We start from the raw sequence: 16,763 nt of genomic DNA on the forward strand, positions 1-16,763 counted from the left end.
TGCCAGTTAAATTCCGTTATTTGATAAATGCATTTGCATCGATGATGAGGGCAACTTGTCCATCTCCTAAGATGGTCGCTCCGGAAATCCCCTGGATGGCCGGAAGATATTTGCCGAGATTCTTGATAACAATTTCACTTTGACCGATGAAATCATCGATCGTAAGTGCTGCCAAGCGGTCTCCCTTACGGATTACGACAATCTCGGTTTCCTCTTCCGCTTCTTCATCGAAATCCGGGACATCAAAGAATCGGCTTAGCGAGACGATCGGTATAAGCGATTCCCGGAACTGAACCATGCGGCTGCCATGGACATGCTTGATTTGCCCGCGTTTGATGATACCCGTTTCAACTATGGAAGACAGCGGAATTGCATATTTCTCGGATCCCATCTGAATGAGCATCGCCGCAATGATCGAGAGCGTTAATGGAAGCTGAACAGAAAAATTAGTCCCTTTTCCCGGCGTTGAGTAAATCGTAACATTGCCGCCCAAGGCAACAATCTTGGATTTAACCACATCAAGTCCTACGCCACGACCCGAAACGTCTGAAATTTTCTCAGCGGTACTAAATCCTGGTGCGAACAGCAGTTGATTGACCTCATCATCAGTCATGGATGCACCTTCTGCTTCAGTGACAACGCCTTTTGCAATCGCATTTTTCAGGATTTTTTCACGGTAGATGCCGCGTCCATCGTCTTCGATCTCAATGAAAACATTGTTACCGCTGTGAAATGCACGCAGATGCACAGTACCAGTTTCCGGTTTACCTGCTGCGATTCGGTCAGCAATGGGTTCGACACCATGGTCAGCCGAATTTCGCAGTAAGTGGACCAGAGGGTCGCCGATTTCATCGATAACCGTGCGATCCAGCTCCGTCTCAGCACCCGTAATGATTAGATCAATTTTCTTGTCCAATGTTTTGGCAAGATCTCGAACCATTCTCGGAAACCGGTTAAATACTGTATCAACCGGAACCATGCGGAGTTTAAGCACGATGTTCTGCAGATCGCTGCTTACCCGGCTCATATGCTCAACGGTATCGGTCAGTTCCTGATTATTGGACTCACTGGCCAGCTGTTCAAGCCGTACCCGGTCAATCAACAGTTCGCTAAACAGATTCATTAGCACATCTAATCGCTCGATATCCACACGGATCGTTCTGGAAGGATTGCCACCACCTGTATTACGCGGAGCAGAAGCCTTAGATTCCTTGACAGGATTCGTGTTAGCAGTAGTTTCTGATGGAGATACAGGCGCAGGTGTCGCCGCTGAATCGTTCGATTTCACTACTTCCGCCGTTGCCGCGCTCTCCTGTACCATTTGCTGTAAGGATTCATGGTCAAGTGCTACAACGCTCGTAGTTTCAATCTCGGAGATGGACTTGATTTGATTATCAATGTCCTCCGTCTCTCTCTGCGTTATGTAATACAACGAAAATACGCGATCGAATTCACCTTGTTCAATCTCTTGAACATCAGGATAGGTCTTCACGATTTCTCCGGACCTTTCCAGCGCCTCGAATACCATGTAGGCCCGAACCGCCTTAAGCTGGCAATCCTCTCGCAATGTAACTTGTATATATAAAACCTGATGCCCTTCTGAAATGGACTGATCCAGGACAGAATACTGAAACTCATCCAGTTCAATACCCTTAATGGATACAGCTGGACTTGCGCCATCAGCGGCTCCCTCACTTGACGGAGCACCCTCGCCACGCACAATAGACTGTAAAGATGCCACGATGGAGGATACATCCGATTTGCCGTCTCCACCTTCAGTAATATCCTGCACCATCGATTCAAGAGCGTCCAAGCTTTTGAAGAGTGTGTCAAAGATATAATCCTGCATCTTTAACTTTTCGTTCCGAACAAGATCGAGTACATTTTCCATTTGGTGGGTTAGTGAAGCCAAATCCTCGTATCCCATTGTAGCTGCCATACCTTTCAGCGTATGAGCTGATCGGAAAATAATCTGTACGATTCCGATATCGTCCGGGTTGCTTTCTAATTGAAGCATGTTTTCATTTAATGATTGCAGATGATCATTTGACTCATCAATAAACATTGTCAAATATTGATTCATGTCCATTGAGAGACACCTCCTCTTCAAGTTCACTTTCCGTTGTTTACAGCTTGAACCAATCTTGGTGCGATATCATGAAGTGGCAGAACATAGTTCACGCACCCCAGCTCTACAGCAGATCTTGGCATACCGTAGACGACACAAGTTTGTTCACTTTCCGCATAAGTTGACGTCACGCCGGCATCGTAGAGCTTTTTCATCATTCTCGCCCCATCGCTTCCCATGCCGGTCATCAGCACCGCATGGCGGTTGATCCCAGTCAGGGGAAGCAGGGATTCGAATAACACATCAACTGATGGGCGGTGACCATTTCGGATCTCATCCTGACTTGTTTTGATCTGGTAGTCGCCGCTGGCAGTGCGATATATCCTCATGTGGCTTCCGCCTGGAGCGATGTAAGCTTTTCCTCTTTCCAATACCATATCTTGCTCCGCTTCCATCACCTCAAGCTCGCTGAATGAATTCAGTCGTTGTGCAAGGGATTTGGTAAAGCTTGGCGGCATATGCTGAACGATGACAATCGGAGCACAAAAGTCACCTGGAATTTGCTCTAGAAAAACTTTTAACGCTCTTGGACCACCAGTTGAACAACCAACTGCAACTACATCCGTCAATTCCAATGAAGTCCGGGATTTGGTCTCTCGCGGCGGTTGATTCTCAATTTCCGGTGGAGCAACAGGTTTAGCCTGCACAGCTGGTATATGCTCTGTGCGCTTGTTCTTAAATTCAGAAGGCAGCGTCCCTTTTGTTCGAGCTGTCTTCTCACCGGCATGTTGCAATTTCGTCGGCAACGGATGGGATTCCGAACGTTTGCTGCGCTGTTCAGTCCCTTTGTTTGCTGACCTCGTTTCCTTCACCTGCAGCTTTTTGTTCAGCGTTTTGTCAGAAAGCTTTGGCGAAAGAGGAACCGTTATGTCTACACTCTTGCGTCTTTGCTCTTCTTCTTCCCACAACGCCCTCCGCTGTTTAGCCTGCATTGCTGCATTCAGTTGCTTTAATAGTTCTGAACGCACCTGCTCAATATCCAGTGCATTAGAAATGGAAGGCTTTCGAATAAAATCAAATGCTCCCGCCTCAAGAGCGAGTATGGTTTCTCTCATCCCTTGTTCATTGATGCCTGACAACATAATGACAGGTCGAGGGCCTGAAGACATAATCAGCTTCAAAGCATCCAGCCCATTCATCTTCGGCATTTCTACATCCAGTGTAATGACGTCAGGGTCTAGCTCCATCACTTTCTCAACAGCCTCGAGTCCGTTATTTGCTGTTCCGACGACCTGAAAAGACGGGTCACGCTCAATGAAGTCGGAAAAGATTTTCCGCATAAATGCAGAATCGTCCACGACAAGCACACGAAAAGGCTTCATAGATGTCCACCTCTGTTTCCATTAATCCAAACAAAGAATCACTTTGTACGTTTGAGCCATCGAGACATAAATCCTTTGATTCCCTTAGAGGTTTCGGACTCCGTTGCAGTAGGAACGGCCATGTATCGTAGTGCAATCCGCCTAATATCGCTGGATGCGTTGCATCGTGGATAAGCTGCAGTAAAGGGAACCTGCCTCTTAACGGCTTGAACAACATGCGTATCATCAGCAATCGAACCGAGCAGCTGGATATCCAGATCCAGAAAACGCTGTGCTGTCAGTATAATTTTGTTGGCTGCTTCCCGAGCCTCCTGCTCATCTCCCGCACGATTCACAACCAGGCTGAATGGTACCTGGTTGTCCATGCCATGCACTACTTTGATTAATGCATAGGCATCGGTAATGGAAGTCGGTTCGGGCGTGGTGACAACTAGACATTGATCAGCAGAAACGATAAACTTCATATTTTCCTTGGATAAACCAGCTCCTGTATCGAAGATGATATAATCCATCTCGGAAGCAATGCGTTCGATTTCAGTTATGAAATAATCCATCTCAGCTTCAGACAAGGACATCATGTCGGCTAGACCCGACCCGCCAGCAATGAAAGGAAGCTTGTTTGGTCCATACTGAATCACATCTTCAATCTTCTTCTCTCCGCGAAGAAGATGATATAAGCTATATTGGGAGCTTACACCCATAAGAACATCGATGTTCGCCATACCGATGTCCGCATCAAACACCAATACCTTTTTCCCCATCGCTTGCATAGTCAGGGCAAAGTTCAATGTGAAATTGGATTTTCCAACTCCGCCCTTTCCACTGCTGACTGTTATGATTTTAGCGGTTCTATTGGACTTTACTATCGGACTGCCTCCCGGCTGTGCCGAGACGAGCTGACGAAGCGATTGGGCTTGATCACTCATGTGCGAATCGCTCCCAAAAGCAGACGGCTTAACTGTTCACTATCAGCCGGCAGCAGATCGTCGGGTACATTTTGACCATTGGTCATATAGGACAGGCGCAGGTTATGGGCATCCAGTAGATTAAACAAAGACCCGTAACTCCCCGTTTCATCCATCTTCGTGAAGATAACCTTATCCAGTGCATACTTGTTGAAATGATCCGCTATTTCGATCATATCGCTGCTCTTCGAAGTCAGACTCAAGACAAGATAGGTTTCACTTTGATCGGAATGAGAGAATAGGCTCTGAAGTTCGGAAACGAGCAGTTCATTTCGGTAATTCCGACCTGCCGTATCCATCAAAATCAGATCGCACTCCTGCAGCTTCTGTAGGGCACGCTGCATATCACCAGGTGATTGAACAACCTCCATCGGAACATTGAGAATTGAAGCGTAGGTACGCAATTGTTCGACCGCAGAGATCCGGTACGTATCTGAAGTAATGAAACCCACTTTGCGCTGGTTACGGAACAGCTGTTCCGCCGCTATTTTTGCGATTGTAGTTGTCTTACCCACCCCGGTTGGCCCCGCAACGTACACAATCCGTGTTTCAGGCTGAACGCCGTCCCCAGTGCGGTCAGCAAGAAACTTCTCTGCCTGCTGATAGATCACGTTTAGCAGCTCCGCCTCGCTCATCTGCATCTGACTGGATGTCCAGGCTTCTTCCGCGGTTGTGACCCACTCTTCCGTCAGCTTGGCGGACAGGTCTTGATTCAGAAGCTTGTCGCGAATATGCTGCAGCGGTTCAGGAAGAGGCTTCGCTTGGAGATTTTGCCGAGACAATCTCGCAATCCATTCCTTCATTTCTTTTAATTCTTCCAAAACCTTTTGTTCAGATCCACTGATCCCCAGCCTAGAAGTTAATGGCTCTCCTTGTCTTTCGCCGGAAGACTGTATTGAGGCGTGGGAAGCAGCTGACTCAGGAAGATCCGTGCTTCGCTCTAATGCTGTGGTAGCTGCAGTCTGCAGAGCCTGGTTATCTGCTTGTTGTTCCCTGGCCATTTGTTCAGAAGCGGCAACCTGGCTAAGAATCGTGGCAAATCGATTATAGTCCTCTTCTTGCTTTGCTCCGGATATGTTATCCGTATTACTTATCTGGGGCTTGGAGCTCGGCGCAGCCGGCTTTGCTTGTTCGGCCGTTCGCTGGTATGCCTTGGGCACCGCACCTGATGGAACGGACGGTATAATGTTGGGTCTGGCTGAGGAAGAGCCTTTAGCTTTCTCCGCTTGTTCTACCGCAGCGATCACCTCGATCTTTTTCCGGGTAAACATACCGAGGAATCCGCCCACTTTGGTTTCTTTCGTGCTTAGTATGACGGCATCCGTACCAAGATCGGTACGGATATGCTGCATCGCCTCAGGCATCGTGTCGACGATATACCTTTTCACTCTCATAAGTTCACCACTCCGACACTTTGAATTTCGACGTTAGGCTCGAGCTCACTGTAAGACAATACCGGTATATCCTGCATGCTTCGTTCAATGACTTGCCGCAAATACATCCGTATGGCGGGCGAGGTAAGCAGGATAGGCTGCTGCCCCATCTGGATAATCCGGTTCACCTGCTCGCTGAGCTTCTGGAACACGCTCTGTGTCGACACCGGGTCCATCGCAAGGTAGCTTCCCTGATCGCTCTGCTGCACGCTCTCAGCGATCTTCTTCTCCAGCTGTGGTCCAACCGTAATAACCCGCATCGCCTCTCCGTCTTGGGCATATTGCTGAGTAATCTGTCTTGAGAGGGCCTGTCTTACATATTCTGTAAGAACGTCGGGATCCTTCGAGTAATGTCCGTAATCGGCAAGGGTTTCGAGAATCGTCACCATATCCCGAATCGAGATTTTCTCGCGAAGGAGCTTAGCCAGTACTTTCTGTACTTCCCCGATCGTCAGTACAGAAGGAATGAGTTCGTCGACAAGAACAGGATAGGTCTCCCGAATATTGTCGACCAAAGCTTTGGTCTCCTGGCGACCAATCAGTTCGTGCGCATGTCGCTTGATTAATTCAGTTAAATGTGTAGCAACTACGGATGGAGGATCTACTACCGTATAACCGGCAAGATCCGCCCGTTCTTTCATAGCTTCATCTATCCACAGTGCCGGGAGTCCGAATGCCGGTTCGGATGTTTCAATTCCAGTTACAGTATCGTCCTCATACCCGGGACTCATGGCAAGATAGTGATTTAATAATAATTCACCACCGCCGACAACATTCCCTTTAATTTTTATGACATATTCATTCGGTTTTAGTTGAATATTGTCGCGAATGCGAATAACCGGTACCACAAGTCCTAGTTCAAGTGCGCACTGTCTCCGGATCATAATGATCCGATCCAACAAATCTCCACCCTGCTGTGCATCTGCAAGCGGAATCAACCCATACCCAAATTCGAATTCGATCGGGTCAACTTGGAGCAAGTTGATCACGCTCTCCGGACTTCGGACTTCTTCAATCTGCTGTTCCTCCTCCAGCTGCTCCACTTCCACTTGTTTGCGATCCAGGTTGTTCTGCATCGTCCTCGCAGCAATGAATAATATGAGCGCAATCGGAGCGGTCGTAATCAGATGAATCGGTGTGAAGAGCCCCAACAGAAGAACCGTTCCTGCAACAATATACAAGAGGTGCGGGTAGGAGAAGAGCTGCCCAGTCAGATCATCGGCCAGATTTCCATCCGATGAGGCTCTTGTAACAATAAGCCCGGCAGCAGTGGATATCAGAAGAGCCGGGATTTGGCTGACCAATCCATCCCCGATCGTGAGAATTGAGTATGTGCCCATCGCGTCTCCGAATGACATGCCATGAATCGAGATTCCGATGATAAATCCGCCGATCAGATTAATCAGCATGATAACAATCGTCGCGATTGCATCACCTTTAACGAATTTACTCGCACCATCCATGGCGCCGTAAAAATCGGCTTCCCGCTCAATTTTGCTTCTTCGTTCTCTGGCTTGCTGCTCATTGATCAGGCCTGCGTTTAAATCCGCATCGATACTCATCTGTTTACCTGGCATCGCATCGAGCGTAAATCGCGCCGCAACTTCGGCTACGCGTTCAGAACCTTTCGTTATGACAATGAACTGTACAACAACAAGGATCAAAAAGACGATAAATCCAATCGCTATTTCACCATTGGCTATCCATTTACCGAACGTAGCGACAACTTCACCCGCATTCGCTTCCGACAGGATCAGCTTCGTTGTCGAAATATTAAGCGCAACACGGAACAGCGTCGTGATGAGCAATAATGAAGGAAAGATCGAGAAGTCCAATGCTTCCTTCGTATTCATGGCCACCAACAAAATGATAAGCGCCAGCGAGATATTGATAATCAGCAGTACATCGAGCAGCCATATCGGGATCGGAAGAATCATCATGAGTACGATGCCAATTACACCCGCAAGGACAGAAAGATCTTTTATTTTCACTGCACTGACGCCTCCGGTCCCTAGTTATTTCACTTTACCTTTAAGTTTATATACATAGGCCAGCACTTCCGCTACGGCCTGGAACAGGTCTCCAGGAATCGAATCCCCGATTTCCGACCGTTGGTACAATGCGCGTGCCAGCGGCTTATTTTCCATCGTTATAATTCCATGGTCTTTCGCTATTTCTTTAATCCGCAGAGCCATAAAATCTTGGCCTTTTGCAATGATTTGCGGAGCATCCATCATGGACCCGTCATACTTGATCGCCACTGCAAAGTGGGTCGGGTTAGTGATGATGACGTCAGCATTCGGAATTTCCTGCATCATCCGCTGAACTGCCATTCGACGCTGGCGTTCCCTGATTTTTCCTTTGATCAGTGGATCGCCCTCCATTTTTTTATACTCATCCTTAATATCTTGCTTTGACATGCGTATATTTTTTTCGTAGTCGTATCGTTGGTACATATAATCAAGAATAGCTAGAATAATCAGCCCGATGGCTATTTTGAATCCCAGTGACATCGTAATATCCGCCACGAAGTGAAAGATCGTGTCTGGGCCCATCGTTGACAAGGAAGATAATCCTTCCCTTGCAGCCCATAAAGTGCTGTATGCAAGGTAACCTATAATGGTCAGCTTAATGACCGATTTCAAGAACTCGACCAATGAACGCATCGAGAAAATATTTTTGAAGCCTTTAATTGGATCGATTTTGCTGAATTTCATTTTCAATGTTTCGCCCGTCAACATAAATCCCACCTGCAAATAGTTAGCGATTAATGCGACGATAAATACCGAGATAAACAAGGGAGCCACTATAAGCAAGATTTGGATGCCGTACTCCCCGAACAGGTTCATAACATTGTCTTTTGTAACATTCATGGAGAGCTGATTAATGTAAATATCGCTGAACAATCGAACAATGCGATCCCTCATATACCCACCGAAAATTAACAAACAGAAGAAAGCGGCTAGCAAGACCGATGCACCCGATACCTCCATGCTCTTGGCAACTTGGCCTTTCTTACGTGTATCTTGGCGCTTCTTGGGTGTGGCTTTCTCCGTCTTTTCGCCAGCGAACAACTGTAAGTCGACCGGATACCGGTATGACATCCGCTTCACCTCCATCTCCTTAAGTCGGCCCGTCGCCAAGAACGCCAAGCAGCTGCCGGAGCGCTTCAAACATTTTGGCAAACAGATGATCAAATAACGATACCAGCATAGGCATGAGCAGCATCAACAACACGAGTCCAACGATGATTTTGAGGATAATCCCGATAACAAACACATTGAACTGTGGAGCTGTCCTTGCCAGAAAGCCTAGCCCTACATCAGTCAGGAACAGGGCTGCCACTAGCGGTGCCGCCATTTGCAGTGCCAACACAAAAGAGTGTGAGAACGTCCGAACGAGAAAATCCGTTACATTGCCATCATGAATCTTTGAAAACACATCTCCAGTAATCGGTATCCATTCATAGCTGTACATAATGGCATCCAGCAGATAGTGGTGACCATTCATGCTGAGAAAGACCAGCAAGGAAAGATAGAACTTAAAATTACCGATTAGAGGAGTAGAACTGCCTGTGAACGGGTCGATGACATTGGCCATGCTGAATCCGATCTGTATGTCAATCAATGCTCCTGCTGTCTGAACAACAGCCATAATAAGATAAGCCGTGAATCCAAGGAGCAGCCCCACCAATACTTCCTGGACGATTAGAATCGCGTAGGACAAGTCCTGCGGAACCACTTCACCAAGCCCGGTTGATAAGTAAACGATCAGGGCGATAATAGCTGAGAGGGCTATTTTGAATGAGGATGGTATACCGCGCGAAGCGAATACTGGCGATATTACAAAAAAAGATGTTATTCGACAAAAAATAAGCATGAAAACAGGTAAACTTTGCTGTAACCATTCCATGGACACTCAGCCTATCCAATATATTTGTAGAGATTGTCCAAAATACCGTGGGTGAACTCCACTAATGTCGTTAATATCCAAGGACCAAACAACAGTAATGCTACGAGAACCATAACAATTTTGGGCACGAATGCCAGTGTTTGTTCCTGGATCTGTGTCGTTGCTTGAAAAATACTGACCAAAAGTCCTACAGCCAGTGCGAGAACAAGCATCGGTGCGCTCACCTTGAGCACAGTATAGACCGCTTGCCCTGCCAGGCCGATAATAAATTCAGCGCTCACGGCTTAGTCCCCCTGTATTCGAATTACTTGCCGCTTATTGCTATGGGTTAAAGCTCATCAGCATCGACTTCACGACCAGATACCAGCCGTCTACCAGAACAAAAAGTAAAATTTTGAATGGCAGTGAGATCATAACCGGTGGCAGCATCATCATCCCCATCGCCATGAGCACGCTGGCAACCACGATGTCAATGACTAGAAACGGAATGAATATCATAAAACCCATCTGAAACCCCGTCTTCAGTTCACTAATGGCAAATGCAGGTACCATAACCGTTAATGGGATATCCTTATATGATTCGGCTTTCTCTGCTCCTGTGTAGTTCATAAACAGCAATAGATCTTTCTCGCGCGTGTGAGAGAACATGAATTTCTTCATGGGATCTTGAGCCTTATCCAGCGCTTCCGCTTGGGTGATCTCTCCCTTGAGATAGGGCTGTAACGCGACTTCATTGATCGATGACAGTGTAGGAGCCATCACGAACAAAGTAAGGAAAAGCGCCAGGCCAATCAACACCTGATTTGGCGGTGTTTGCTGTGTGCCGAGAGAAGTACGGACAAAGCCAAGCACGATAACAATCCGTGTGAAACTTGTCATCAGCACCAAAATTGCAGGCGCAATGCTAAGAACGGTAATTAGGAGTATCAAGGACAATGAACTTGTCCCCGCGGCGTCTCCATCATTGCCGATTTGAATATCAATGTTCGGAATCGGATCCGCAAAGGCCGAGTGGGAGAACAGAAATCCGAACATCAGGAAAATAATGATAGCGCACGAGATTTTTTTATTCATGAATCCTTATGATCCTCCCGCAGCAATTCTTCGACCTTCTCTTTCCGGTTCGGCACGCTGCGCAGCTTGGATTCGAACACTTCATGGAAAGAAGATGTATCTTCCAACTCAATCTCTTCCGATGGTGGTTCTTTACGGAGTTTTGCCGCCAATTTCTTCATGAGTGGCGGCAGTGCCCCATTATGGATTCCTGACTCCTGTTCAAATGCGGCTTGGATAAGCGCAACTTCAGCCGGATCCGAAATTTTGTCCACCAACCGGACGTCTTCACCAACACCAATCACATAGATGCTCCCCCCGATTTCAACAATCTGAAGGGATTTGTTAGGGCCCATCCCAACCGCACCCAAGGTGCGAATAGAGCGGCCCTGCATCCAGCTCTGATTCTTTTTGCTGAGAAAGCGAATCAGCAGCACGATCAACGCAACGATGATGGCAAGTACGACAAAGACATAAAATAACTGTAGATAATACCCGGTAGTACTTCCTGAACGTAATCCATCAGAGGCTGCCATCATCATAATGATCCTATATGCCTAACGTCTTATTGATAGCTTCAATAACTCTGTCGGATTGGAATGGTTTAACGATAAAATCCTTCGCTCCGGCTTGAATAGCGTCGATAACCATCGCTTGTTGTCCCATAGCAGAACACATAATCACTTTTGCGTTTGCATCGACTTTTTTGATTTCTTTCAAGGCAGCAATCCCATCCATTTCCGGCATAGTGATATCCATTGTAATAAGATCAGGGCGAAGCTCTTTAAATTTTTCGATTGCTTGTCCGCCGTCCTGTGCCTCCCCTACAACTTCAAATCCGTTCTTGACCAGAATGTCACGGATCATCATTCTCATAAAAGCAGCATCGTCCACAATCAGAATTCGGTTAGCCATTGATAAAAATCCTCCCTAAAATGTATGTGCTATTGTAATTTTTGTATCCGGTCCCATTGGCTCACGATATCTGTCACGCGTACACCAAAGTTCTCATCGATGACGACGACCTCTCCTTTGGCAATCAGCTTATGATTGACAAGGATATCTACAGGCTCTCCGGCCAGTTTGTCCAACTCGATGATCGAACCTTGAGACATTTCCAAGATATCCTTAATTTGCTTCTGGGTCCTCCCTAATTCTACGGTGACTTTAAGGGGAATGTCCATCAGTAAGTTCAGATTGTTTTCATCCACCTGGGTGTATGGCGCAGATTGCAGATTAGCGAACTGCACGGGTTGAACATTGACATTGCGATTGGGCATGGTGCCATATTGCTGTGGCTGTGCCTGGTAAGGCGCTTGATAAGGCGCCTGCGGCTGACCATGCGGCATTTGAGGGACAGGTTCTCCATATCCTTGCATTGGCTGACCCTGGCCTTGTCCGCTATCATATCCATGGCCCATATCGTTCCCAATCACAGGGTTGCTAGGCGCTTGAACGGGTTCTTCCTTATGATTCGGTGCTTCGACAGCTGGTGCCGCTTCCTGCTGGGCTGGCTCCGGCTCATCCGTACCGTTAATCAGCATGTGAACCATTTCCTTCGAAAATTTGACAGGCAGCAGCTGCATAATCGTTGAATCGATAAGATCACCGATAATGAGTCGGAATGAAATCTTGATTAATGTTTCATCCTGCGGGAGGTTATTAACTCCTTCTCCGCTCTCCATGTTCAAAATATCAATGCCCGGAGGCGATATATTGACAAATCGGTTAAAGATCGTGGACATGCTCGTCGCTGAAGATCCCATCATCTGGTTCATAGCTTCCTGAACGGCACTGACATGAATTTCGTTCAATTCCTCTTCTGCTGGATTGCCCTCTCCGCCTAACATCAAATCTGCAATCACTTGGGCATCCCTTGTTTTAATGACGAGCGAATTAATCCCTTCAAATCCGTCCACATAGGTAACATGTACCGCTACATGCGGTTTCGGAAATTCTTCCTCAAACTTGCTTCGTGTAATGATCGACACTTTAGGTGTGGTAATATCTACTTTTTTGCCCAGTAAGGTAGACAGAGCGGTTGCAGCACTGCCAAAGGTAATGTTACCGATCTCGCCGAGTGCATCCTGCTCAAGAGGTGTTAGTACATCATCGACAGTCGCCGCCGAAGGAATTGATGGTGATGCCATTTCCGACTGTTTTAGCAAAGCGTCGATTTCTTCCTGGGATAAATAATCTTTACTCGTCAAATTCTTCAGCTCCTTCGATGACAATTTCATCGATTTGTACAGCAACCCGGTCTTTTATCGTTCCGGGACTGCCTATAAACTTCAATTTATCTCCAACCTTAATGGAGAGTCCATCATGCATCGGCTTGTTTAATGAAATAACGTCACCAATGTTCAGGCCTAAGAATTCGGATACGGTAAGCTGTGACACACCGAGCTCGGCAACAATCGGGAGCTTGGCTTTACTGACCCGCTGTTTGAGAGCCTCGACTTCTTCCGGAACGCTTGCTTTTTTCTCCGAGATAAACCATTGGTGCGCCGATAGTTTGGACATAATCGGCTCAAGTACAACATGAGGAATACAAAGATTGATCATACCCGTGTTATCACCGATTTTGGTGCTAAGCGATATTAGCGCTATAGTCTCGTTCGGGGAAACAATCTGCATAAATTGCGGATTGGTTTCCATGGCTTCAAGACGCGGCGAAATATCCAGAACCGTTTTCCATGCTTCCTGCAAGCTATCAAATGCCCTGCTGAATATTCGCTCCAAGATAATCGTTTCGATCTCGGTCATCGAGTTGATGGAAGAAGGAGCAATTCCGGTTCCCCCCAATAAACGATCCAGCATCGCGTAGGCGATGTTCGGGTGAACCTCAAGCACCATGCGGCCAACAAGGGGTTCCGCCTCAAAGATATTAAGAACGGTCATTTTGGGTATAGAACGAATAAATTCATCATATGGAAGCTGCTCAACCTGCACGACATTGATTTGCACGAAAGTACGCAACTGTGCTGAAAAATATGTTGTTAAATAGCGTGCAAAGTTTTCATGGATTCGGGTTAAACTCCGGATATGATCTTTGGAAAACCGAAGTGCCCTTTTAAAATCATAGGAGCGAATTTTCTTCTGCGTTTCCTCTTTTTTCAGTTCTTCAGCATCCATTTCCCCTGAAGAGAGAGCGGCCAACAAGGCATCGATCTCATTCTGCGATAAAACATCAACCATCTACTCACCCCCCTTACAGGTCATCCAACGAACAGTCTAAATTTCTGCGATCAAAATATCCGTAATATCAATTTGAATTAATTGTCCAGACGTTAACGACTTATTGATCAAATTCTGCAGTTTGGCAATAAACTGTTCGCGCCCTTTGGAGTCATTTAGCAATTCGGGTTTGGTATCAGCCAAAGTCTTGATAATAATCGGCCGAATCTTGATCTCTTTGATCTTGTCGAATTCTTCCTTCGCTTTTTTATCATTTAACTGAAATGCAAAGGCCATAGAAGCAATATGGTAAGGATCAGCAAGATTCGTCTTGATACTGGTTATTTCTGATGACATCGAAACTATTTCGTTGGCGGATAATTTGGCTACTACCGCTGCATTAGCCGTAGCCTGATTCTTGCTATTATCGCCTAGAAACTTGTCCGACAGCAGGACGATGGCTACTACAATCAGCGTAATCGATAACAGAATCGTAATTAACCAGGGTAACATCTTTTTCATGAAGGTTCCTCCCATTGCTGCACTTTAATGGTGGCTTGATGAACGCCTACCTCGTGATGATACGCCTTAATGGAAGAAATGACTTCATTTGCACTTTCTAGCACAATCATTCGTTTTCCATTAATCAAAGTAATATAGGTATCAGGAGTCTCCTCAACCAATTCGATTAACAGCGCATTAAGCCACAATTGCGAACCATTTAACCTCGTTACCGATATCATGGATAGCCTCCTTGTATAATTAGGGAGGAGATGTCCCCCTCCCTATCCATCCTTATCGTTTCAGATTGACAACTTCTTGAAGCACTTCGTCCGAAGTTGTGATAATCCGCGAGTTAGCCTGGAATCCGCGCTGAGCAACAATCATTTCTGAAAATTCGCTAGTCAGGTCAACGTTAGACATTTCGAGCTGACCTGCAATGATCGCACCCGTACCTGCTTCAGCATCATTTGCTTCAAACATGACGGCATCCAGATCGCCATCAGGGACAGCATTCAATGTCACACGGTACATATTGCCGCCTATTTTCTCGAGACCTTCCGGATTCGGGATTTTGGCCACACCGATAATCGCTCCCTCTTCGGTCGTTCCGTCACTCATCTTCTGAATGATGGCGCCATTCTGGGCGATGGTAAACGCGGTTACGTCATCATCCAGCTGGATCGGATCGCCGTTTGAATCAAGAACGAGCATCCCATCAGATGTAACCAGATTGCGGGCCACGTCGACATGGAAATCACCTGCACGGGTCAAAAAAGCTACCTCTTGATCCTCGCTCAGCTTTACCAAGAAGAAACCGTCTCCGTCAATTCTCAGATCTGTAGGATTATTCGTAGTCATAGCGCTGCCTGGTGTGTGCAATGTATCAATCGAACCGATGGATACTCCAAGACCGATCTGCTTGGCATTCACTCCACCAGATGGGTCGTCAGTTCCGGGAGTAACTCCGGACATCGTCTGACTAAGGATATCTTTGAACATTACGCGCCCTGACTTAAACCCGATCGTGTTAACGTTGGCAATGTTATTACCAATGACGTCAAGTTTGGTTTGGAAACCTCTCATCCCGGAAATACCAGAATACATAGATCTTAACATCCATATTCCTCCTTTTAATTTTGGACCGCTTCTGTCGATCAGCGGCCGCCTGGCTTCCTCACGGGCCAGCCAGATGTTATGAAATAATAACTGCGCTATCGATTTGCGTGAATACATTATCCTTCATTGCTGTACCGTCCATTGCTGTAACTACGGTTCGATTCGGGATATTCACAATCAATGCCATATTTTCCAACAAAATAAGCGATTCCTTACTTCCCTTCGCAGCTGCTTTATCCACCGCATTCTGGATTTGCGTGAGCTGGTCAGCCTTTAACTCAATTCCCCGCTGCTCCAGCCTCTTCGCAGCATGATTGCTGATTTTAAGGAGATTTTCATTTAAAATTTCCTGAAACTTGCCATGGGATGGATTGGATTGTGCCTGCGCTGATTTTCGTTCATTATGAAATGCGGTAGGGTGTATTTTCCCTGGGTATAAATGTCCAATCATCATGCGATCGCTCATGACTCGGTTCCCCCAAATCCATCCTCCACTTGACCTGGATCTTCATTTTCAGTATCAGTTTCGGGTTCGGGTTCGGTTTCAGGAACTGTCACATCCGGATTGCTTGTCTCTGGCTTAGTTGGATTCGGGTTCGGATTCACTGCTTCTGGATCTTCGCCAGTTTCTGTCACTGCTGAATTTGGATCACTTGTTGGTTCAGCAGGTTTCGGATAAGGAACTTCAGTATCCTTCTCGATTACTGCGTTCTCAATCTTCAAAATCTCATCGAGAGCTACCTCACTGCCGCCAACCTGTGCATAATGAATGCCTTCACGAACAATGATGGATTCAACAACACCGCTCTTCATGATCGTCTCCGATCCATCCTCCGGTGTGGACATCCAGCTGATCTGCTTACCGATCAAACTCGAGGCCGCGCCTAGGGATTGGCTCATGGCGGTTAATTGAGTATTAATATTCATCAGCTGCTCCAAGGAAGTAAACTGTGCCATTTGAGCTATAAACTCCCGGTCCTGCATCGGTTGAAGCGGATCCTGATTTCGAAGTTGTGTAATCAATATGCTCAAGAATTGATCCTTCCCGAGTTCCTGACCATTACCGCTTTTGTTACTAACGTTCCCTTTAGAATAATTGGGCCACATATTACTCGTAGAAACCGGATTTGTTGCCATTTATTCCTCACCTCCT

18 protein-coding genes are annotated in these 16,763 nt (G+C 46.6%); all 18 read right to left on the reverse strand.

Annotated features, from left to right (window positions below; translation table 11 throughout):
* Positions 1 to 16: 16 nt before the first annotated feature.
* The 18 genes from AM231_RS13145 to AM231_RS13230 all read right to left on the reverse strand — a co-directional run bounded on the left by AM231_RS13145 (position 17) and on the right by AM231_RS13230 (position 16,747).
* Entirely contained in the window at positions 17 to 2,089 is a 2,073-nt protein-coding gene (locus AM231_RS13145) for a chemotaxis protein CheA (protein ID WP_054402957.1), read from the reverse strand.
* A gap of 23 nt (positions 2,090 to 2,112) precedes the next feature.
* Positions 2,113 to 3,450, reverse strand: coding sequence for a protein-glutamate methylesterase/protein-glutamine glutaminase (locus tag AM231_RS13150; protein WP_054402958.1), 1,338 nt, complete (start codon positions 3,448 to 3,450; stop codon positions 2,113 to 2,115).
* Positions 3,451 to 3,488: 38 nt separating this feature from the next.
* Positions 3,489 to 4,376: a MinD/ParA family protein gene (locus AM231_RS13155; protein WP_054402959.1), complete on the reverse strand. Its 888-nt coding sequence runs from the start codon at positions 4,374 to 4,376 to the stop codon at positions 3,489 to 3,491.
* Positions 4,373 to 5,809 (reverse strand): flagellar biosynthesis GTPase FlhF, encoded by a 1,437-nt coding sequence (flhF, locus tag AM231_RS13160; protein ID WP_054402960.1) that lies wholly within the window; start codon positions 5,807 to 5,809, stop codon positions 4,373 to 4,375. The genes AM231_RS13155 and flhF overlap by 4 nt, the downstream gene beginning before the upstream one ends.
* Complete coding sequence (gene flhA, locus AM231_RS13165; RefSeq protein WP_053492649.1) at positions 5,806 to 7,839, reverse strand: flagellar biosynthesis protein FlhA; 2,034 nt, start codon at positions 7,837 to 7,839, stop codon at positions 5,806 to 5,808. Before flhA ends, flhF begins: the two co-directional genes overlap by 4 nt.
* A 24-nt stretch (positions 7,840 to 7,863) precedes the next feature.
* Positions 7,864 to 8,952 carry a flagellar biosynthesis protein FlhB gene (gene flhB / locus AM231_RS13170; protein WP_053492648.1) on the reverse strand — a complete coding sequence of 363 codons (1,089 nt, stop codon included), beginning with the start codon at positions 8,950 to 8,952 and terminating at the stop codon, positions 7,864 to 7,866.
* A 19-nt stretch (positions 8,953 to 8,971) separates the two neighbouring features.
* Complete coding sequence (fliR, locus tag AM231_RS13175; protein ID WP_053492647.1) at positions 8,972 to 9,760, reverse strand: flagellar biosynthetic protein FliR; 789 nt, start codon at positions 9,758 to 9,760, stop codon at positions 8,972 to 8,974.
* Between the two features lie 11 nt (positions 9,761 to 9,771).
* On the reverse strand, positions 9,772 to 10,041 hold the full coding sequence (gene fliQ / locus AM231_RS13180) for a flagellar biosynthesis protein FliQ (protein WP_053492646.1): 270 nt from the start codon (positions 10,039 to 10,041) through the stop codon (positions 9,772 to 9,774).
* A 40-nt stretch (positions 10,042 to 10,081) separates the two neighbouring features.
* On the reverse strand, positions 10,082 to 10,834 hold the full coding sequence (fliP, locus tag AM231_RS13185) for a flagellar type III secretion system pore protein FliP (RefSeq protein ID WP_054402961.1): 753 nt from the start codon (positions 10,832 to 10,834) through the stop codon (positions 10,082 to 10,084).
* Positions 10,831 to 11,355: a FliO/MopB family protein gene (locus AM231_RS13190; RefSeq protein ID WP_053492644.1), complete on the reverse strand. Its 525-nt coding sequence runs from the start codon at positions 11,353 to 11,355 to the stop codon at positions 10,831 to 10,833. Before AM231_RS13190 ends, fliP begins: the two co-directional genes overlap by 4 nt.
* Before the next feature lie 7 nt (positions 11,356 to 11,362).
* Positions 11,363 to 11,728 (reverse strand): response regulator, encoded by a 366-nt coding sequence (locus tag AM231_RS13195; RefSeq protein WP_054402962.1) that lies wholly within the window; start codon positions 11,726 to 11,728, stop codon positions 11,363 to 11,365.
* Between the two features lie 29 nt (positions 11,729 to 11,757).
* A complete protein-coding gene (gene fliY / locus AM231_RS13200; protein ID WP_054402963.1) occupies positions 11,758 to 13,023 on the reverse strand; it encodes a flagellar motor switch phosphatase FliY in 1,266 nt (421 codons plus the stop codon).
* Positions 13,013 to 14,011 (reverse strand): flagellar motor switch protein FliM, encoded by a 999-nt coding sequence (gene fliM, locus AM231_RS13205; protein ID WP_053492641.1) that lies wholly within the window; start codon positions 14,009 to 14,011, stop codon positions 13,013 to 13,015. Before fliM ends, fliY begins: the two co-directional genes overlap by 11 nt.
* A 36-nt stretch (positions 14,012 to 14,047) precedes the next feature.
* Positions 14,048 to 14,512: a flagellar basal body-associated FliL family protein gene (locus tag AM231_RS13210; protein ID WP_053492640.1), complete on the reverse strand. Its 465-nt coding sequence runs from the start codon at positions 14,510 to 14,512 to the stop codon at positions 14,048 to 14,050.
* Positions 14,509 to 14,733 carry a flagellar FlbD family protein gene (locus tag AM231_RS13215; protein ID WP_053492639.1) on the reverse strand — a complete coding sequence of 75 codons (225 nt, stop codon included), beginning with the start codon at positions 14,731 to 14,733 and terminating at the stop codon, positions 14,509 to 14,511. The genes AM231_RS13210 and AM231_RS13215 overlap by 4 nt, the downstream gene beginning before the upstream one ends.
* A 52-nt stretch (positions 14,734 to 14,785) precedes the next feature.
* Positions 14,786 to 15,610, reverse strand: a complete 825-nt coding sequence (gene flgG / locus AM231_RS13220) for a flagellar basal body rod protein FlgG (protein ID WP_053492638.1) — start codon at positions 15,608 to 15,610, stop codon at positions 14,786 to 14,788.
* A 76-nt stretch (positions 15,611 to 15,686) separates the two neighbouring features.
* Complete coding sequence (locus AM231_RS13225) at positions 15,687 to 16,076, reverse strand: TIGR02530 family flagellar biosynthesis protein (protein ID WP_053492637.1); 390 nt, start codon at positions 16,074 to 16,076, stop codon at positions 15,687 to 15,689.
* The gene (locus AM231_RS13230; RefSeq protein ID WP_082341617.1) at positions 16,073 to 16,747 is read right to left on the reverse strand and encodes a flagellar hook capping FlgD N-terminal domain-containing protein; all 675 of its coding nucleotides are present in this window, start codon (positions 16,745 to 16,747) and stop codon (positions 16,073 to 16,075) included. The genes AM231_RS13225 and AM231_RS13230 overlap by 4 nt, the downstream gene beginning before the upstream one ends.
* Positions 16,748 to 16,763: the final 16 nt, after the last annotated feature.

It is taken from the genome of Paenibacillus solani (assembly GCF_001277345.1).
GTDB classification, from domain to species: Bacteria; Bacillota; Bacilli; order Paenibacillales; family Paenibacillaceae; genus Paenibacillus_AQ; species Paenibacillus_AQ solani.